The 20629-nt window shown below is 38.4% G+C and carries 19 protein-coding genes; 4 read left to right on the top strand and 15 right to left on the bottom strand.

Features of this window, described 5'->3' with window-relative positions; translation table 11 throughout:
• Positions 1-137: 137 nt before the first annotated feature.
• From nikC to mutY, 9 genes are all read right to left on the bottom strand, one after another.
• A complete protein-coding gene (nikC, locus tag ACMZ42_RS18310) occupies positions 138-1028 on the bottom strand; it encodes a nickel transporter permease (protein WP_415732301.1) in 891 nt (296 codons plus the stop codon).
• A 15-nt stretch (positions 1029-1043) separates the two neighbouring features.
• Positions 1044-2048 (bottom strand): ABC transporter permease, encoded by a 1005-nt coding sequence (locus ACMZ42_RS18305; protein ID WP_370079351.1) that lies wholly within the window; start codon positions 2046-2048, stop codon positions 1044-1046.
• A gap of 273 nt (positions 2049-2321) precedes the next feature.
• Positions 2322-3938, bottom strand: a complete 1617-nt coding sequence (locus tag ACMZ42_RS18300; RefSeq protein WP_415732300.1) for an ABC transporter substrate-binding protein — start codon at positions 3936-3938, stop codon at positions 2322-2324.
• 21 nt (positions 3939-3959) lie between these two features.
• Entirely contained in the window at positions 3960-4949 is a 990-nt protein-coding gene (locus ACMZ42_RS18295; RefSeq protein ID WP_370079347.1) for an ABC transporter ATP-binding protein, read from the bottom strand.
• On the bottom strand, positions 4924-5937 hold the full coding sequence (locus tag ACMZ42_RS18290) for an ABC transporter ATP-binding protein (protein ID WP_370079345.1): 1014 nt from the start codon (positions 5935-5937) through the stop codon (positions 4924-4926). The genes ACMZ42_RS18295 and ACMZ42_RS18290 overlap by 26 nt, the downstream gene beginning before the upstream one ends.
• Before the next feature lie 639 nt (positions 5938-6576).
• Positions 6577-8322: an ABC transporter ATP-binding protein gene (locus ACMZ42_RS18285; protein ID WP_370079343.1), complete on the bottom strand. Its 1746-nt coding sequence runs from the start codon at positions 8320-8322 to the stop codon at positions 6577-6579.
• Positions 8323-8523: 201 nt separating this feature from the next.
• Complete coding sequence (locus tag ACMZ42_RS18280) at positions 8524-9072, bottom strand: DUF402 domain-containing protein (RefSeq protein ID WP_370079341.1); 549 nt, start codon at positions 9070-9072, stop codon at positions 8524-8526.
• 921 nt (positions 9073-9993) lie between these two features.
• Entirely contained in the window at positions 9994-10173 is a 180-nt protein-coding gene (locus ACMZ42_RS18275; protein WP_402871440.1) for a gamma-type small acid-soluble spore protein, read from the bottom strand.
• 84 nt (positions 10174-10257) lie between these two features.
• The gene (gene mutY, locus ACMZ42_RS18270) at positions 10258-11292 is read right to left on the bottom strand and encodes an A/G-specific adenine glycosylase (protein WP_370079337.1); all 1035 of its coding nucleotides are present in this window, start codon (positions 11290-11292) and stop codon (positions 10258-10260) included.
• 209 nt (positions 11293-11501) lie between these two features.
• Here mutY and ACMZ42_RS18265 point away from each other — a divergent pair, with 209 nt between their 5' ends.
• Positions 11502-12488: a metal-dependent hydrolase gene (locus ACMZ42_RS18265; protein ID WP_415732299.1), complete on the top strand. Its 987-nt coding sequence runs from the start codon at positions 11502-11504 to the stop codon at positions 12486-12488.
• A 39-nt stretch (positions 12489-12527) separates the two neighbouring features.
• Here the strand turns inward: ACMZ42_RS18265 and ACMZ42_RS18260 are convergent, their stop codons facing one another.
• The 3 genes from ACMZ42_RS18260 to recX are packed head-to-tail and all read right to left on the bottom strand — an operon-like array spanning position 12528 to position 13927.
• Positions 12528-12797 carry a YfhJ family protein gene (locus tag ACMZ42_RS18260; protein WP_415732298.1) on the bottom strand — a complete coding sequence of 90 codons (270 nt, stop codon included), beginning with the start codon at positions 12795-12797 and terminating at the stop codon, positions 12528-12530.
• Positions 12798-13127: a YfhH family protein gene (locus tag ACMZ42_RS18255; RefSeq protein WP_053483069.1), complete on the bottom strand. Its 330-nt coding sequence runs from the start codon at positions 13125-13127 to the stop codon at positions 12798-12800.
• Positions 13124-13927, bottom strand: a complete 804-nt coding sequence (recX, locus tag ACMZ42_RS18250; protein WP_415732297.1) for a recombination regulator RecX — start codon at positions 13925-13927, stop codon at positions 13124-13126. Before recX ends, ACMZ42_RS18255 begins: the two co-directional genes overlap by 4 nt.
• A 320-nt stretch (positions 13928-14247) precedes the next feature.
• Here recX and ACMZ42_RS18245 point away from each other — a divergent pair, with 320 nt between their 5' ends.
• Entirely contained in the window at positions 14248-15066 is an 819-nt protein-coding gene (locus ACMZ42_RS18245) for a polysaccharide deacetylase family protein (protein WP_415732296.1), read from the top strand.
• A 44-nt stretch (positions 15067-15110) separates the two neighbouring features.
• Positions 15111-16490: a 23S rRNA (uracil(1939)-C(5))-methyltransferase RlmD gene (rlmD, locus tag ACMZ42_RS18240; RefSeq protein WP_415732295.1), complete on the top strand. Its 1380-nt coding sequence runs from the start codon at positions 15111-15113 to the stop codon at positions 16488-16490.
• 390 nt (positions 16491-16880) lie between these two features.
• On the opposite strand, the gene ACMZ42_RS18235 is transcribed toward rlmD, so the two are convergent.
• Positions 16881-17516, bottom strand: a complete 636-nt coding sequence (locus tag ACMZ42_RS18235; RefSeq protein WP_402871433.1) for a hypothetical protein — start codon at positions 17514-17516, stop codon at positions 16881-16883.
• 340 nt (positions 17517-17856) lie between these two features.
• Positions 17857-19035 carry an MFS transporter gene (locus ACMZ42_RS18230; RefSeq protein ID WP_415732294.1) on the bottom strand — a complete coding sequence of 393 codons (1179 nt, stop codon included), beginning with the start codon at positions 19033-19035 and terminating at the stop codon, positions 17857-17859.
• 368 nt (positions 19036-19403) lie between these two features.
• Between ACMZ42_RS18230 and ACMZ42_RS18225 the strand changes: the two genes are divergently transcribed.
• On the top strand, positions 19404-19589 hold the full coding sequence (locus tag ACMZ42_RS18225; RefSeq protein WP_049668848.1) for an SE1561 family protein: 186 nt from the start codon (positions 19404-19406) through the stop codon (positions 19587-19589).
• Positions 19590-19689: 100 nt separating this feature from the next.
• On the opposite strand, the gene ACMZ42_RS18220 is transcribed toward ACMZ42_RS18225, so the two are convergent.
• Positions 19690-20481: a YwqG family protein gene (locus ACMZ42_RS18220; RefSeq protein WP_415732293.1), complete on the bottom strand. Its 792-nt coding sequence runs from the start codon at positions 20479-20481 to the stop codon at positions 19690-19692.
• Positions 20482-20629 lie beyond the last annotated feature (148 nt).

Raw genomic sequence — 20629 nt, 5'->3', positions numbered from 1 at the left:
TTCAGCAAATGTTTTGGTAGCGAAAGCGCAGCGTCAGCTACAAGTGTTTTGGTAGCGAAAGCGCAGCGTCAGCTACAAATGTTTTGGTAGCAAAAGAGCGAAGGGTTGGCATTATATCCACCCTTCGCTCTTTTGTATTAGCTTTTCATTTTCGGGTCAAGCGCATCACGTAGGCCGTCCCCCATTAGATTAAAACCGAGAACCGTAAACATAATAGCTAAACCTGGGAAAATCATCGTCCACGGAGCCTTTAATAAATAGATACGGGAATCCGCAAGCATTTTACCCCATTCTGGCGCTGGTGCTTGAGCTCCTAATCCAAGGAAGCCTAATGCCGCCGCTTCAATTATCGCTGTCGCTATCGCTAGCGTTCCTTGTACGATGATTGGCGTCATTGAGTTTGGCAAAATATGTGAGAATAAAATCCTTGAATCACGCATTCCGATAGCCTTTGCTGCTACAATATATTCCTCTTCTTTAACACTCAATACTTTCGAACGAATTAAGCGCCCAAAATTCGGCACGTTAATAATGGCAATGGCAAGCAATGCATTTTGTAATGATGGTCCTAGTACTGCTACTATTGCAATAGCAAGTAAAATACTAGGGAATGCTAACAGAATATCAAAAATACGCGAGATTATCGTATCAATCCATCTTCCATAATAACCCGCAATAATGCCAAGGAAACTACCTACAATTACAGAAAGAATAACCGAAAAAAAGCCTACCTTCAAAGAAATACTAGCTCCAAGTATAACTCTAGAGAAAATATCCCGTCCAAAGTCATCTGTTCCAAACCAATGCTCACTTGACGGTGCTAATAAACGATTCGAAAGATTTTGTTCATTAATTCCTTCAGGAGCAATCATCGAGCCAAATATAGCAAGGATAATAAAAAATAGTACAATGCCTGCACCTACTAGGGAGATTTTGCTCTTTTTAAAGTTACGCCAGCCTTCTCTCCAAGGACCTGCCGCTCGTTCACGACTTGGTGCTACTGTTTTTATATTTATCGCTCCAGTCATTATCGCTTCCCCCCTCTATTTGTATTTAATCCGTGGATCTATCACCGTATACAGTAAATCCACAATTAAGTTAATCATGATAAAAATAAATGCAATTACTAAAATACCTGATTGAATAACAGGATAGTCACGGAAGCCAATGGCATCATAAATATAACGACCAATTCCAGGCCAGCTGAAAATCGTCTCTGTTAAAATGGCACCACCTAGCAGTAACCCTGTTTGCAAACCGATTACTGTTAATACCGGGATAACTGCATTTTTCAAGGCATGCTTATAAACAACAATAAACATTTTTTGCCCTTTTGCTCTAGCGGTACGTACATAGTCAGAGCGCATTACTTCAAGCATAGACGACCTAGTCATTCTTGCAATAATCGCCATTGGTATTGTCGCAAGAGCTATACCCGGTAATACTAATCGCTTTAATACTTCAGTAAATTGCTCAAAACGGCCTTGTATTAACGTATCCAGTAAATAAAAATGAGTAATGGCGGTTATTGGATCTCGCACATCTTCTCGCCCAGATGTCGGGAACCAGCCAAGCTGATTACTGAAAGCCCATTGTTCCATTAAGCCAAGCCAGAAAACGGGTATAGACACCCCGATTAAAGCAACTACCATTGCCACATAATCGAACCAAGAATTTTGAAACCATGCAGAAATAATGCCTGCATTTACCCCAACAATCACTGCGATAACCATGGCAAATAGCGCTAGCTCAGCTGTTGCCGCTAAATACGGGAAAATTTCCTCTGATACAGGTAATTTAGTACGTAATGATACTCCTAAATCACCCTGAAAAATGCCACCTAAATAACTAAAATATTGTGTATACCACGGCTTATTTAATCCTAAACTTGCGTTTAACGCTTCGACCGCTTCTTTCGTTGCCTGCTGTCCTAAAATTACTTGTGCTGGATTACCAGGAATTGCACGAATTAACATGAAAACGATAAAAGTCATTCCAAGCAAAACTGGGATTAATTGAGATAAACGTCTTCCCATATAGTGAAGCATTTTCTTCACCCCTCTGTTATTTTCATAATATACTTTTGTATGAAAAGCATTGAAGTCTTTACACATACTGTAGAAAGGGTCAGCCTTCACCAAACGGTTCCGGACGCAATTATGTCGAGGCATAATTGATCGTTTAGATGATTGGTCTTTCATACAGAAAAAAATACCTCTAGCTTGTAAAAAGAATCCGCTAGATTCCTACGGCTTACCCGCAGAAAGCAAGCAGATTCTTTAAAATTTAAATTAAAACCTGTTCAGGATAGCCCTTTAAGCCTACTTCATATCAACTGCTTCTAAACGGTCAGAACCTGTTGGATGTGCAATATAGTTTGTAACTTTAGTGTTAGCAGCTAAAATTGGAGTAGAGTGAGCAATTGGAACCCATGGTGCATCTTTAGAGATAATCTCTTGTGCTTGCTTGTAAAGGGCATTACGCTTGTCCTCATTCATTTCAGTTTGCGCTGCAACTAATAGTTTGTGCACTTCTTGGTTGTCATAGAATGTATAGTTGTTAGAATGAATATTATCTCCGTCTAATAAAGTGTAAAGGAAGTTATCCGCATCTCCGTTATCACCTGTCCAACCAAGTAAGAACGCATCCGCCTCTCCCTTTTCCGCCTTATCTAAATACGTAGCCCATTCAAACGTTACAATCTTAGATTTCATACCAACATCAGCTAAATTCTTCTGAATGGCTTCCGCAATTTTTTTACCGTCAGGCATGTACGGACGTGGCACAGGCATTGCCCATAGCTCGATTTCTTTACCATCATAGCCAGCTTCAGCTAATAACGCTTTTGCTTTTTCTGGATCATATTCATAGCCTTTAGTGTCATCGTTGTAGCCTGCAACTAATGGAGGCATTGGATTTTTTGCTGGTTCGCCTAAGCCTTCATAAAATGCATCTACTAATGCTTGCTTATCGATTGCATAATTTACTGCTTGACGAACTTTTACGTTATCGAACGGTGGACGTGTTACAGTTAATCCAAGGTAACCAACATTCATAGATGGACGTTCGATTAATTGTAAATCTGCATTTGATTCGATGGAAGCTTTATCAGATGGACTTAAGCCATCAACTACATCAACATCACCGTTAGTTAATTCATTGAATCGTGTGGAGTTTTCTGGAATAGAACGGAAAATAACTTTATCTAATTTCGGCAAATCTGCAATACGGTAATCTGGGTTTTTCTCAATTGTGATGGAATCATTTCGTTTCCACTCTACAAATTTAAACGGACCAGTACCTACTGGATGATCTTTAAGTGCCTCATCATCTTTTTCAAATGCTGTTGGTGAAGCAATAGCAAATGGAGACATCGCTAAATTTTTCAAGAATGGTGCTTGTAGCTGAGATAATTTAAAGATAACTTTATAATCACCATCAGCAGTAATCGACTCAATTACTTGCTTTCCACCTACTGTAAATTGAGAGGCGTAATATGGGAATTTTTCAGCACCACCAGCTTTCCAGCGCTCAAAATTTTTCACGACTGCTTCAGCATTAAAATCAGTACCGTCATGGAACTTAACCCCTTCTTCAAGTTGCATCGTATACGTTAATCCATCTTCTGAAGGTTCCCAAGATTTTGCTAGCCCTGGCTGCAATGTTACATCTCGCTCTCCAAAGTTAATTAGAGTCTCATAGAGGTTAACCGTAACTTTGAACGATTCACCTTCTGTTACTGTCGCTGGATCGAGAGCAGTGGAATCTGTTCCACGACCATATACTAATGTTTTTGGTCCACCGCTAGCTTTATCGCCACCACTTGAAGTATCTTTACTACCCGCATCCTTAGTATCTGAGCCACCACAAGCGGCTAAGATTGTCGAAAGAACAAGGATAAGCATTACACCCAAAGTCCAAAGCTTCTTTTTCTTCATTGAATTTCCCCCTAAATTTTTTTATATCATTGAATGTTGGATCGCATCATATAGATGGCAAGCAACATAATGACCCGGTTTCACTTCTTGCATTTTTGGAACTACTTGAGAGCATTCTTCTTTTTTAAATGGACATCTTGTATGGAAAGTGCACCCGCTTGGCGGATTCGAAGCACTTGGAATATCTCCAGAAATAATGAGCTGTTCACGTTCAAACGTAGGATCTGGAACAGGTACCGAGGATAGCAGTGCCTGAGTATATGGGTGAAGTGGCTCAGCATATAAATCCTCACTTGCTGTCAGCTCCACTAATTTCCCCAAATACATTACGCCTACACGATTGCTAATATGGCGTACAACTCCTAAATCGTGGGAAATAAAAATATAAGTTAGCTTTAAGTCCTTTTGTAAGTTTTGCAATAAATTCAATACTTGCGCCTGTATTGACACATCGAGTGCAGAGACAGGCTCGTCCGCAATAATTAAACGTGGATTCGTCATCAGAGCACGGGCAATGCCGATACGCTGTCTTTGACCACCACTAAATTGATGTGGATAACGTTTCACATGATATTCATTTAACCCAACAATTTCGAGAAGCTCTAATACCTTCTGTTTCCGTTCCTTTGAATTACCCATTCCATGAACAATAAGAGGCTCCTCTAATATTTTCCCAATGTTATGCCTAGGATTAAGAGAGGCATAAGGATCTTGGAAAATCATTTGAATATCTCTACGGGCTTTGCGCATTTCATTGTTCGATAATTCAGAAATCATTTTACCTGCAAATTCAATCTCGCCCTCTGTTGGCTCAAGCAATCGCATTAAAAGTCGACCAGTCGTTGATTTACCACATCCGGACTCACCTACAATGCCTAATGTTTCTCCTTCAAAAACTTCAAAGGAAACATCATCCACTGCCTTTACGTCTCCAACCTGTGTATTCAAAGCACCCTTCCGAATGGGGAAATATTTTTTCAAACCATCAACTTTCAACAACACTTTCGACATGTTGCTCCACCTCCTGTTTCTCTAGTAAAAAACATCTCGATTTATGCCGCTCTGTTGCTTCATATAAAGGTGGTGTTTCTTGTACACAACGGTCCATCGCAAATTCGCAACGCGCTGCAAAACGACAGCCTTCCTGAATACTTCCAGGCTTAGGTACACTACCTGGTATAGAGTATAGATTGTCCTTTTTATAACGCATATCCGGTACAGATTTAATAAGCCCTTGTGTATAAGGATGCTTTGGATTAACGAATATCTCCTGAATAGGTGCCTCCTCTACAATCTGACCTGCATACATCACAATAACTCGCTCGCATGTTTCTGCTACAACGCCTAAATCATGTGTAATTAATAATACAGCTGTATTTAAACGTTTATTTAAATCTTTCATAAGCTGCAAGATTTGAGCTTGAATCGTAACATCTAATGCAGTAGTCGGCTCATCAGCAATCAATACCTTCGGATCACAGACAAGTGCCATCGCAATCATGACCCGTTGTCGCATCCCTCCCGATAGTTGATGTGGGTAATCTTTTAATAATTCCTCAGCTCGTGGTAAACCTACTAGTTTCATAATCTCAATTGCCCTTGCAAATGCTTCTTTTTTCGACCATTTTGGATTATGAATTCGAATCGCTTCTTTTAGCTGATCCCCAATTGTAAACAAAGGATTTAAGGATGTCATAGGCTCCTGAAAAATCATTGCCACATCTTTCCCACGAATTTTCTGCATTTGTTTATCAGATAATGTTACGAGGTTTTTGCCATCTAATACTATTTCACCACCTGTTATTTTTCCAGGTGGCGATGGTATTAATCCCATAATGGACAGTGATGTGACACTTTTTCCACTTCCCGACTCCCCTACAATCCCTAATATTTCTCCCTCATGAACAGAAAAATCGATATCATCTACGGCAGGAATTTGTCCATCATCTGTAAAAAAGGTTGTCTTTAAACCTTTTATTTCTAGCAGCTTTTTTCTCATGATCAATCGCCCCATCCTACCCATATTTTCACTTAATTACATTCACTATCACTCAATTCCCTATTTTCAGATAATTCTAACCAAAAACTACTGCTCTTTCAATCATTATTATTCTGCAATTAACATAGATTTTCTACATCGTTCGAGTTCTATATTAATATTGTCTTATTAATCGATAATATTTTAATAATATAACAAAAAAATAGCCTTCCGTTTATGTTTAAACGGAAAGCTATTTTTAGATTATTGACTCATTCCAAAATACGGATATTACTTTTATTAGTTGATTGGAGTGAGTTGGGCGACTCCTTGGGGATCAGCGGATAGAGGAACGAAGGCTAAAACCATCACGTCCTGTGATAACGCCTTCGTGACCAACATCCTGTTGCCCCAAGCGGCTCATCGGACGCCCCCAGGAAGCTCTGCTCTGCGCGAAAGCGAAGCGTCAGCGGCAAATGTTTTATCTGTGCGAAAGCGAAGCGACAGCAACAATTGTTTTATCTGTGCGAAAGCGAAGCGACAGCAACAATTGTTTTCTGTAGCGAAAGCAAAGCGTCAGCTACAAAGCGCCCAGCTGGAACGGAAATCAACCCCACGTTATGATGGTAAGCCAGATTTTTTCTATTATAGCATGGTGTATCAATCTAAATGTTGCACCTGGAATAAATTGAAGTAAGTCCCCTCTTTTTGCATTAATTGCTCATGAGTACCACTTTCAATTAATTGTCCATGATCTATAACAATAATTTTATCTGCATGTGTAATTGTAGAAAGTCGGTGAGCAATTATAATGGTCGTGCGTTCATGTGCAAGTACATCCAATGATTCTTGAATAAGTGCCTCACTTTCTAAATCTAAAGCAGAGGTTGCTTCATCCAATATTAAAATAGGAGGATTTTTTAAAAATACACGAGCGATTGCTACTCGCTGCTTTTGCCCACCTGATAACTTCACACCGCGCTCCCCGACCTTTGTGTCATAGCCATTTGGTAAACTCATAATAAAATCATGTGCATTTGCCGCTCTTGCAGCAGCAATAACCTCTTCATCAGAAGCTTCTGGCTTACCCATTAAAATATTCTCTTTTACCGAATCACTGAACAAAATATTATCCTGTAACACTATTCCAATTTGTGAACGTAAAGAGTGTAATGATATATCACGTACATCATATTCATCAATAGTCACTGCGCCACTCGTTGTATCATAAAAGCGAGGAATTAAACTTATGATCGTTGATTTTCCTCCACCGCTCATTCCTACAAATGCTACTGTCTCTCCAGGGTTAATCGTGAAATTGATGTTGTTTAAAATTTGTGAGCCCTCTTCTTCATATTGAAAGTTCACATTGTCAAAGCGGACTTCACCCTTTACTCGTGGTAGCTCTAAGGCATTTGCCTTGTTTTTTATTTCATAAGGTTCATCTATTAATTCAAACATTCGATCCATTGATGCAAATGATTGTGTTAACATCGTTGATGAACTTACAAGACGACGAAGTGGACCATAAAGTCGTTCGATATAGGCGATAAAGGCTACCATTGTCCCAACTGAAAGTGGACCATTAATAACCTGATAACCTGCATAAGCAATGACTAGGAGAGGTGCTACATCCGTGATGGTATTCACCACCGCAAAGGATTTAGCATTCCATTTTGTATGGTCTAGTGCCTTTTCTAAAAATTCACCATTTGCTTCATCAAATAATTTTTGCTCATGCTTTTCTAGCGTGAAGCTTTTAATAATGCTCATTCCAGCTACACGTTCATGCAAATAACTTTGCACACCCGCAAGCGCTTGTGATCGTTTACGTGTTAAAGATCGAAGTTTACCAAAGAAGTACTTCACACTAAATCCATAGAATGGGAACGCAACTAATGCTACTAGCGTAAGCTTAACATCCATGGCAAGCATAATACCGATAGCAATAACAATTGTTGCAAGGTCAAGCCAAACGTTCATCAAGCCTGTCATGATAAAGTTTTTTGTTTGTTCCACATCATTAATCACTCTTGAAATAACATCGCCAGCTCTTGTATTCGCATAGTATCTTAAACTTAGTCGCTGTAAATGTGCATATATTTGTTTTCGAATATCGAAAAGCACTTTGTTGCTGACATGCTGAGCATAATATTGACGGTAATACTCGATCGGTGGTCGAATAATAAAGAATACAATGATCGTACCACCTAACCAATAAAATAGTTCTTTTGTCTTCTCTGCATCCGTTAGATGATCTGCAGCGATAATATCATCTAACACAATTTTTATGAGCAATGGGATAAATAACGGAATCGCAAATTTCACTATACCAATTAAAATTGTTAAAATAATTTCCCATGTATATGGTTTTACAAATTTCATATAACGCTTTATACTACCCAATTTATTATCACATCCTTATTTTAAAAGCCTCGCTCTTATGTAATACATAAAAAGAAACAGACATCCACAAACTGAATGCCCAAACGTATTATAGCAATATTTTGTTTTAAGTACATTTAATTTAGCTTTATCACTAACTATTTTACAATTCGATTGTTGAAGACATAAAAAAACACCCATTAGTAAAACTAATAGGTGCAACTAACAATCATCTGCTTGCATATCGAGCTGAAACTTATAACGGCTCGTCCAGGCATCGATGAAATCAGGTGCAAAGGGTCCTCTTTTTTGTTGAATCCAGCTAATTAATTTATCGACATTGCGCTTTAAAATTTTATCTATGACATCTGGATAAGACATTTCCTTACGATGTAGCTCATATTCATCCTCATCTAAGAGTGAATAAGACAGATCAGGGAAAACTTTAATATCTAAATCATAGTCAATATATTTAATGGCATTATTATCGAAAACAAATGGTGAGCTTAGATTACAATAATAATACACACCGTCCTCACGTAGCATGCAAATGATATTAAACCAGTGCTCCGCATGGAAATAACAAATAGAAGGCTCTCTCGTTAGCCAAGTACGACCATCGGATTCTGTCACAAGTGTCCGTTCATTCGCACCGATAATGATATTTTTCGTTCCTTTTAAAACCGTTGTTTCTTGCCAAACACGGTGGATACGGCCATTGTGCTTATAACTATGTATTTGTATCGTTTCTCCTTCTACCGGTATTGCCATTTTTGAAGCCCACCTTTTCGTCTATGCTACCTAAATCTAGCAGTCTCTAGTATATTATAGCAATGTGTACGCGAAAGGTGTAGTTAGAAAACCACAAATTTCCCTGCGCTCTTTTAAATCTGTACAAAATTTCGTTAATTTGAAGCGGATTTTATCATAACAACAACCCAATTGGAATTTTTTCGCTTTACTTATATATCAAATCGGATTTTTTTCTGAATTAGAGCCGTTCTTCCTCGCATCCGATCGCGATTTTTTGGGCTACCTGATCAGTTCTTCGTTCTCCTGAGCAGTTTCCTCAGCTACCCGATCAGTTCTTCTTTCTACCTGAGCAATTTCCTCAGCTACCCGATCAGTTCTTCTTTCTACCTGAGCAATTTCCTCAGCTACCCGATCAGTTCTCTGGCCTACCTGAGCAGTTTCCTCGCCTACCCGATCAGTTCTTCTTTCTACCTGAGCAGTTTCCTTGGCTACCCGATCAGTTCTTCTTTCTACCTGAGCAGTTTCCTTGGCTACCCGATCAGTTCTTCGCTCTACCTGAGCAGTTTCCTTGGCTACCCGAGCAATTCTCCGGCCTACCTGAGCAGTTTCCTCAGCTACCCGATCAGTTCTCTGGCCTACCTGAGCAGTTTCCTCGGCTACCCCATCAGTTCTCTGGCCTACCTGAGCAGTTTCCTCGGCTACCCGATCAGTTCTTCGTTCTACCTGAGCGGTTTCCTCGCCTACCCGAGCAATTCTCCGGCCTACCTGAGCAGTTTCCTCAGCTACCCGATCAGTTCTTCTTTCTACCTGAGCGGTTTCCTTGCCTACCCGAGCAATTTTCTCATCTTGCTATATAAAAAATAAAAAGGAGCTGCTTTTTAATCTTTTCGATTTTAGACAGCTCCTTAGAGGTAAATGCAATTATGCAATTACAAAGTGTTATTCACCAAGATCTTGGTTAGTTTTATTGAAGTTACCTGAAGCTTGAGTTTTATTTTGCTCCGCTTTAGCATTTTGCTTTTGCACTTCATTAACGTCTGTTTCATAACCAAATTCTTGACTTTGACGTTGCATGTTTTTATTCGGTTGTAAATTTTGGTTGTTGTTTTGCTTTTTCATTATTCATTCACCTCCACGCTCATTATTGTGTACCGAGGTGAATGATTTTATGCTCATAAATTTTTATAAATTTTATTTTCTTGATTAATCCTTAATTTCTTGCCAAATTTTCAGCATTGGAACGGGCATTGGTAATAATTCTATTTGTTCTCGAGTCAGCCATTCGCCCTTTACTGCTGAATTGCATTTCATAAAATAGCTATTTATATGCCATGTTAAATGTGAAAAAACATGTTTAAATGTTAACAAATCCTGTTGCGATTGAACATTCATAGCATAATCTTTAATAAAAATATCTATTGAATCTTTACCGTGCTCAAGCATTGGAAACTGCCATAGGTTAGCTAGTAAACCTTCTGCAGGACGCTGCTCCAATAAAATTCGACCTTTGTCATCTTGGCATACAAGCACATCGTATGTGATATGCTTCATCTTTACTTTTTTAGATTTGATAGGTAATTTTTCAGGCTCACCTTCATTAAAAGCCGTACAGTATTCGCGAACTGGACACAATAAACACTTTGGTGAAGTTGGCGTACAAATAAGTGCACCCAGCTCCATTAAGCCTTGATTGAAGGACGATGCATTTTTAGGATCTATCAATTCTTCAACAGCCGCTTCAAAAATCTTTTTAGTCTTTGGAGCTGCAATATCATCATCAATATTAAGCACACGACTTAAAACGCGCATAACATTGCCATCAACCGCATGTTCGGGCTTATTATAGGCAATACTTAAAATAGCTCCAGCAGTATATGGGCCTACGCCTTTTAATGTTGAAATCTCGTGGCGATTATCGGGTACTATCCCACCGTAGTTTTCTAATACCTCACGAACACCTGCCTGTAAATTACGAGCACGGGAATAATAGCCGAGGCCTTCCCAATGCTTTAATAAGTATTCTTGTGGAGCTTCCGCGAGTAATTCTAACGTTGGAAAACTTTCCATGAAACGATTGTAATAAGGAATAACTGTGTCGACACGTGTTTGCTGTAGCATCACTTCCGATACCCAGATTTTATAAGGATCCGTAGTATGTCTCCAAGGCAAATCACGTTTCTCAACATTAAACCATGCGACTAAAGATTGTCGAAATTTTGTTACATATGGATAATTCACAGTGACCTCCTGCGTCTTTACGATTTTATTTATGGTAAAAAGAGTATACAATTAAGAAAAGACCATTGTCAGAAACGACAAAAAACGTCAAAATTTTTCCAGCTTTAAAACGACTGTCTTAATAAAGTAAATATCAGGTATTACGGATTATTGAAATATACATGTATGCAATTGTACTCTTTTTTGTTGCATACAAGGAGTGGATATTTTTGGATTCAGGCACACATTTCGTTATGGGTATTGCCCTCGGCGGTCTTGCATTAGTCGACCCCGTTGTAGCAGATCATTCAATGACCTTTACCGCAGTAATGGCAGGTACGATCATTGGCTCACAGTCACCTGATGTCGATACAGTGTTAAAACTACGCAACAACGCCGTTTATATTCGACATCATCGAGGAATTACACATTCACTACCAGCAGTAGCTCTTTGGCCCATCTTAATTACAGCGGTTTTAGCACTTATTATTCAAGACGCAAATGTGTTTCATTTATGGCTTTGGACATTTTTCGCAGTAGCACTTCACGTCTTTGTTGATATTTTCAATGCTTATGGTACACAAGCGCTTCGACCATTCTCTAGAAGATGGGTGGCACTTGGTGTCATTAATACATTTGATCCTATTATTTTTACGCTACATTGCCTTGGCATTTTACTTTGGGCATTTGGTGCAAATCCAGTTTGGACATTTAGTATCATGTATCTCATTATTATCGTTTACTACATTTTACGCTTTGCAGTCCAAAAGGCTGTAAAGAACGCTGTGCATAATACCATACAGGATGAAGAGTATGTCATAGTAGCCCCTACAATGCGATTCTTGCACTGGCGAATTGCAGCAAAATCCAAAACGCATTATTACGTTGGGCGCGCTTATGGGCGAACTGTGAATATTTACGATAAATTTGAAATAAAACCTTTACCGAAAACGCCTCTTATCGAAATAGCATTGAAAGATCGCAATCTCGCTGCTTTCGTGTCATTCTCACCATTGTATCGTTGGGAAATTTCAGAACTCGATAATGGCTTAACAGAAGTAAGATTAATTGATCTGCGTTACCGTAGTGATAATCGCTATCCGTTCGTTGCTGTCGCTCATTTAAACGATGACAATGAGATTATCACTTCATACACAGGCTGGATTTTCACCGAAGATAAACTTCAGAAAAAATTACAGGTTGGCGCAAGTAATTAAACATCAGCAAACCCTGACCAAGTATTGGTCAGGGTTTTGTTATTGCACCATATCATCACTAGCATCAAGTAAATGTGCGTATTTGGGATTGCGTCCTGCAAATGCATGCAGTTTATCACCGTAGCTGGTAATTAATTGACGCACTAAATTTTCAGTGTAATCAGCACCACGATAGGAGTAGCCAGCTTTTGCAGAAGTCGATTCAAAATCACTCCATAAAAGCTCAATCCATACTCGTGCACGCCCTACTGACATTTGCGGGTTTTTTGCAAGTAATTCAGCAGTTAGTTTTTCAATTTTTTCTTCCATTTATTTGCCCACCTTTACAGGAGATAGCATGGAAACAGGTAAAGCCTCTTGGTATTTTTCGCCCCCTAAGCGATGTCCCCAAGCAAAGCGTCCTTTTAAATAATCCACTTGGAAAAATTCATTTTCAGAACCGTCAATACGATACATTTCTCCAGGAATTATTGTATCCAAATCCACTAAATAAGCAGCCGCCATTAAAGCCTTACGCTCATATACTGCGAATTCATTGATGATCCCTAGCTGCTCCGCCTTACGTGCCTTTTCCTTTATCATAGCTATTTCCTCACGTAATTCGTGCTCTGACATCGCAGCATAATTTTTTTCGTTCATTCCTCATTCTCCTTCTCTTCTATAAAACGATCTATAACTTCTATAGGAAACCCCTTTTGATAGAGCGCCTGTTTTATTTTCATTTTCAATTCATAACCAGTATACTTCGATGAATACTTTTTCCAAACTTTTTCGCCTTGTCCAGCAAGTAGCTGTTGCCATTCATCTTCATCTTGTTCAATCTCTATTTGACTTAGCACATCATCTACAACACTAAAAGAATAACCTTTTCGCATTAAAAAATCTTGAATTTTAGCTTTTATTTGTGTTGGTGTTTTCTTTTTTTCCGATCGAATGACCTTCTCAGCCAATTGTGTTGCAAGCTTCACCTGTTCCGCATGACTGTACGTAGCAAGTACCTCATCCTGTAAGCTTTTATCAATTCCTTTTTTCATAAGGTCTTGTCTAATTGCCTTGGGTCCCTTTTTCATCGTAGCTTTTTTCGTATTAAGTAATGCCTTGGAGTAAGTTTCATCATTTAAAAAGCCGTATGATTTAAGCTTTTGTATAGCCTCTAAAATAACAGCTTCCCCAAATTCTAACGTGAGAAGCTTTTTCTTTACTTCATGCTCGCTACGCATTTGATAAGATAAAAAATTTAACCCTTTATTAAAAGCTTTTCGAATCTCATCTTCATAGGCAATTTCTTGAATATCAAATTCCTCAAGCACTTTTCCCTTCGTTAATCCAAATTGAATGAGAATTGCCTCATCTACAGGAAAAGCGTATTCTTCGTTCAAATATATATTATAACGTTCTGGATTGTTTTTTTGACGTGCAATTTTCGTAATAATACGCATTAGTAACACCTCACCATTTACCATTATAACATTTTTCGCGGGTATTGCTTTTTTCCCGTAGGCATATTCTATGTTCGTGGGTGTTCACTTCTCTTCCGCGAGTATTTTCCCGTTTCGCGCGGGTATTATTAAAGAGAGAGCAAAACATTTATATGAATGAAAGGTCCATGTACTACCTACTTTTTTAGAAAAACATCATCATCATTTTGTATTTAAATTCCCTAATTTAAAAGAAGCACTTCAAGATTTATTGTATTAAATCAACTAGGATAATTTTTTAAAAAACACGCATTCTAATGAAAAAGAAAGGATGCGTTTTTATGTGGAAACAGCATATAGTAGGAGCGGTCATCGCTACTTTTATTATTGCCGCGGCAATTAGCTTTAATCCATATTCGGCTGCTAGCTCTGATGAATACCATTGGGGATTAAAGCGAGCGAAAAACGGTGAACCAGCTGAGGCTGGGGCACAGCTTGATCAGCTACTTGAGAAGTATGGTGCAATTTATAAAGGTAAGCCAGATAAAAAAGTTGCTTATTTAACCTTTGATAACGGCTATGAAAATGGATTCACGGAAAGCATTTTGGATACATTGAAGAAGGAAAACGCACCAGCTACCTTCTTTTTAACTGGTCATTATTTAGAAAGTGCCCCTGATTTAGTAAAACGCATGGTTAAAGATGGACATACTATCGGCAACCATTCATGGGGGCACCCAAATATGGCGAGGCTTACGCCAGATGGTATGCGTAGTGAATGGAAGAAACTCGATGATAAGTTACGTGAATTGACGGGTATTGAACGTACAACATACGCTCGTCCACCTGAAGGTATATTTAACGCAAAATTATTAGAGGTCGGAAATGCTGAAGGCTACCGTCATATTTTCTGGTCCGTTGCCTTTAAGGATTGGGAAAGGGATGTACGTCGTGGCGCAGATTATGCGTACAATGCATTAATAGAACAGCTACACCCTGGTGCCGTAATATTAATGCATACTGTTGCACAGGATAACGCTGAAGCTCTCCCAAGGTTTATTGCCGAAGCGAAAAAACAAGGCTATACATTTTTATCCCTTGACGATTTAGTTTTAGAACATGAAGATCTTCCTGTCGCTTTGCAATCGTCTACTCCTTAGTTATAATGGGGAGATGATATTAAAAGAACAGGGACGTGGAACGCTTGACGCAACAAACATCAATGGAAGTTGGACAAAAATTTCCTCTAACAATAAAAAGACTTGGTATTAATGGCGAAGGAGTAGGCTTTTATAAGCGTAATGTTGTATTCGTAAAAGGCGCTATTCCTGGTGAAGAAATTACAGCACTAGTAACTAAAACACAGCGAAACTTTGCTGAAGCAGAAATAGTAACTATTCGTAAAGCTTCAAAATATCGTCAGGAAGCACCATGCCCAGTTTACAACGAATGTGGCGGCTGCCAGCTTCAACATATGACATATGAAAAACAGCTAATCGAAAAGCGTGATATCGTAATTCAAGCATTAGAACGTTATGCTAAGCCTTTAGCTAATACAGTTGAAGTTCGCAAAACTTTAGGGATGGATAATCCATGGAATTATCGTAACAAAAGTCAGTATCAAGTACGTAAAGAGGGTAAACGTGTCTATGCAGGGCTATTTGCAGAAGGTAGTAACAAGTTACTGAACATCAACGATTGCCTTGTTCAACATCCGGTTACATCAAAAATCACAGTGGCAACGCGTAAAATTTTACAAAAACTGAATATTACTATTTACGATGGCCGTACGCTTGATGGCTTAGTGCGTACGATTGTAGTACGTACTGGGATTCGTACTGGTGAAACACAAGTCGTGCTCGTTACAACACGTAAAGAAATTCCACATCAGGCAGAACTCATTGCACGTATTAAAAAAATCGACCCAAGTATCGTTTCGATTGCCCAAAATATTAACCGTGAGAAAACATCGTTAATCTTTGGCGATGAAACGATTGTCCTCGATGGCAAGGAAACGATTCATGAGGAGCTTGGAGAATTAGCCTTTGATTTATCAGCTCGTGCCTTTTTCCAACTGAATCCAACACAAACCGTTCATCTTTACGATGAAATTAAAAAAGCAGCAGCATTAACAGGCAAAGAAACAGTTGTTGATGCTTACTGCGGTGTTGGAACAATCGGTTTATGGCTAGCTGACAAAGCAAAAGAAGTTCGTGGAATGGACGTTATTCCAGAAAGCATTCAGGATGCACGTAAAAATGCACGAAACCATGGCTTCAAGCATACAAAATACGCAGTCGGTACTGCAGAAAGTGTTTTAGCAAAATGGCGCAAGGAAGAATTTACACCTGATGTTATTACAGTTGACCCACCACGCACAGGTCTAGCACCAGAATTCATCCGCACAGTGTTGAAGCTAAAACCGAAGCGCTTTGTCTATACATCGTGTAATCCATCAACTTTGGCGAAGGATTTAAACGAATTATCGAAGTTTTATGATGTAGAGTATATTCAGCCGGTGGATATGTTCGCACAAACCGCACAAGTGGAGTGCGTGGCGAAGCTTGTGTTGAAAAATAAGTAATAAAAACGGGCGTCCTCAAAAAATGAGAGACGCCCTTTAAAAATTCTAAAAGAGAATTAAACAGAAAAAATGCGTCCTCAAAAATGAGAGACGCCTTATATGTATTGCACAGCTCTAGCTGCCTGGTGGATGACGGACGGTCCAGAAAAATCAACACCTTAACCAGTAGCCCAGGATTTAAAAGAATTTTATGCTTTAAGTTTTTAGCTTTAATACGAAAGAACTTTGAAACGTAAACTTTGGACTTTTAACTTTAATCTTTGAGCTTTTATCTCCGATTATTTGAATTATCCATTGTAGTAAGACATGTTTCTGGTTTTAACTCGCACACATGTCTTGAAGCGCGAGCGACTTATCGTTTTCCGTTTTCGCTAGGCCATGCATATTTTGTTAGGCTTGCACTTCAATAAATGTAGTTGCGTTTGATTCCGATAATACAGCGTCGACCTCTGATTCAAATTCTTCAATTCGATTACTTAACGCTTCGATTTTCTTTTTAACATTCATCGGATCAATTAACTCGTACTCGTTTCTTTTCATAAATGTCTCTGTATGTAATTTTACTTCTTCTGGAGATTGTTTATCTTTATTTCCTAATATATTAACTAAATACGTTTCTAGTTTTCCTGGCAACGCATCATTTTCTTTTGCAACCGTATTTATTGCTGAACGATATTGCTGTTGCATGACTTCTAACAGTTCCTTTTCATATTGAATGGACTGTTTGCGTTCAATCGCTTCTGCTACAGTCATTTCTTCTTTTCCCACTATTACTTTTGTTTTAGCATTAGACTGTACAACTAGCGCCTTAATTCGGTTGCGATAGTCAACTAAGCTAACTACTTTATCGTATGAGGCTTGCATTTGCTTTTCATATTCTTGAATCTCTACACCATTAATTTTGCTATTGCTTTTACGATTAGCTAACACTGAACTAACTTCATGCGTTGCTGCTTCGATGCGGTGATTTAGCATCTTTAATTCTGTTAATGCACGGTGGATCGATAATTTTTTATATTCTGCCATGTGTTAATCTCCTCATTATAATTAGTATCTTAGTTAGTGTTCTTCTATTATATAGAGGTAGAAATCCAAAGTCCAAATATTACTATCTACAAATATTATTTGATTTTATGTTTACTTGTCTGTATAATATCATTCTAGGTGCCAAACCTATGTGACTTGGACGGAACATCCTTGTCACGCAAAGAACGCCATAACAGCACGGATTTGCTGGGCGTTTTTTGTTTTATGAGCGGGAGATGAGCCCCGCTCTTTTATTTTGTCCAAAATTATACGTTGCTTAAAAGTCTCCGAGCTGACTCTTTTTTTCCGCTTCAAGGATCATTCCAAAAGACAATGCCCCTTACATCGACACTGATCGCTTATTTTTATTTCGCCCAAATACTAGTAAAACAATGGCTATAGCTAGCAAAAGCATCGCCACTAATAAAAGGAAGCTGTAATTTACATATTCTAAATAAACGCCTCCTAAAAATGGCCCTGTTAAGCTACCGATACTAAGAGCAATACCGCAAAGCAGATTTCCTGTTGGTAGTAGCTCCTTTGGTGTTAAGTCAGCCATAAAGGTAATACCTAACGAAAACATCGAACCGACTAATGTACCTGTAAAGAAAAATGCTACGGCTACTGCCATTTGTGAATGTTCTACAAAACTTGCAATGCCAAAAATAACAGCCCCACCAAATGAGCCTATCATCAAGACATTGCGTCGTCCTAATTTATCCCCTATAGCTCCAAGTGGTACTTGTGTCAAAATCCCACCAAATGTAAAGACTGATAAAATAATAGGAATCATATTCACATCGAAACCTTTACGTAACGCATAAACTGGGAACAAAGCATTTAAAGAGGATTCTAAAAACCCATAAACAAATGGCCCTAAAAATGCAATCCACCCGAATGCGATAGCCATTTTATAACGATGCCAACCCCTTGCATGTAAGTCTCCCGTTAATCGCTCTGGTTTTTCATTTTGTAGAAGGAAGACAAAAGCCCATGCCAATAAGCACATAATCGAGGACACAATAAACGGTAATGCTTCTGAAACTTGTATAAGTTTCACCATCAAAGGACCGACCGCAAAACCTGTACTAAAGGACAAGCCGTAAATGGCCATACCTTTTCCTAAGCTTTTATGATCCGTTGTGCTTGTAATCCACGTCTGTGTTGCAAAATGTAATGCATGATCCCCAATTCCAATGAGTAAGCGGAGGGTAAACCAAAAGGTCACACTCTTCCATAAAGGAAATGCAAGCAGTGAAGCGAAGACAAGTGCACCGCCTATTAAAATAATTGGTTTGTAGCCCCATTTTCGTAATGGCTGCTCGATAAACGGTGAGATCAATAAAGTTCCTATGTATAGACTTGTTGCGTTCAATCCATTCAACGCAGAGGAAACTCCATCACGTTCGAAAATAATTGAAATTAACGGTAAAAGCATCCCTTGTGAAAAACCTGAAATAGATACAATTAACACTAGAATGGCAAATCTTTTTTTGTTGTAATCTGAGAAGTATGTCATCATTTCCTCCAACATCAAGTCATTCTATCAAATAACAGCATTACAAAAAGCCTTAGCGCTCACCACATGTGATTTTACGCTAAGGCCTAACTAATACTTATCTCCATTTAATTGTATAAACACGAATTTCGACTTTTACATCGCCGAGTACTTGTTTAAACTCCCTCCTTTTCGAGTTAGAGTTCTTTTGTTTTTTTAAATCAGCTCCTTTACTTTTTCTTAATATTAATTTAACACACACCTTCAATATTGTAAATATTCTGTCTATTGATTTTTACAAAATAATCTCTAAGTCCTAGGTGTTTGCCTAAACATTGAAATTTAGTCCCAAATCAGCTAAGATGAAGGGGATGAAATGAGGTGTATGTATGTCAAATCCAATCACTGATAAAAAACAGCAAATGAACTACTTAAAAGAGCGTCTTGAAATGTTTTTAGAAGTTTTAGATGCAATTGATCCTGAAACAACTGAATTAGAGGATATCGATCGTTTAATTCAAATGATGGATGATTTAGAAGACAAAATGGAGCAATTTAATGCTCGTGAACAATAACTACTAATCAATTTCGCCTTGGCGTAATTGCGTCCGGAGGCTATATAAAAGCAAGTGGAAAGCTATATATCCACTTGCTTTTTTTCTTGTCCATTTCCGGCTAGTAGCAATCCCAATTATATAGAACTTTACTAAAATCTTTACGTTTCAGCTCATCCTCTGTGATGAAAAAATTGCCGACCCCATCATCCCCCCAAACAATATGTTCCCCTACACTATCAATCTGAAGCAACAAAATTGTTGAATCTGTATAGTCGCCATATGCTCTTGGATCTTCTTGGGTAAAGAATGGATATCCTCCAATTTTATGACCTGAACTATTTAAAGTTTCATAAAATGAGTCTACTAAATTATCATTGTCTTCTATATTAGCAAGGATCTTCGCATATAGTTTTTCACTTCTAAAGTCATTTGCTGATAATGGTTCATAGCTTGTTCCAAAAGACAATGCCATTTCTTTTTCCACTGGAAAGAAAAATTCTTCTTCTTTCACTTCAACAAATGAGAAGTCTTGTACTAACTGCGACTCATCACTGACAATATGTTCGTGGAAAATGACGCAGAAACCCTCCTGATTTTGACCATTATCAAAATCTATCCCTAGAACATCATCATAACCATCAATATAAAACTGTAAGATTCCCTCTTCAGGGAAATTTGGTAAATGCCTAGGTACATCTGTAAAATTAATTTGTGCTAGTAATTTTAATGGCTGCCCTTCAGGACTTTTCGGATATTCCATTGACAGCGGAAAATACGGATCACCCGCAAACTTACTTTCAAATAAAGATGTTTTTCGTTCTTCCGTTTCAATAAATACAGTAGGCTGTATCGTTTCCTCTATTACAGACCGATATTGTTCAAATGCTTCGGGTAAATTAAGTAACTTCATATTATTACCTCCTAAAGGAAATTTAAATTTATTATAGAACGAATGTTCTTCTCGAGCAATCTTTATGGTGATTTGATCAGCTCGGCTCCAAAAGTGATCCGCTCCCATTATCTTCTAACACCTCAACGGCAGATAACATAATTTCACA

Origin of the sequence: Lysinibacillus sp. NPDC056185 (assembly GCF_047737915.1) — a bacterium.
GTDB lineage: Bacteria > Bacillota > Bacilli > Bacillales_A > Planococcaceae > Lysinibacillus.
The sequence above is the reverse complement of the archived record's forward strand: the minus strand, read 5'-3'. Positions and strand labels throughout refer to the sequence as shown.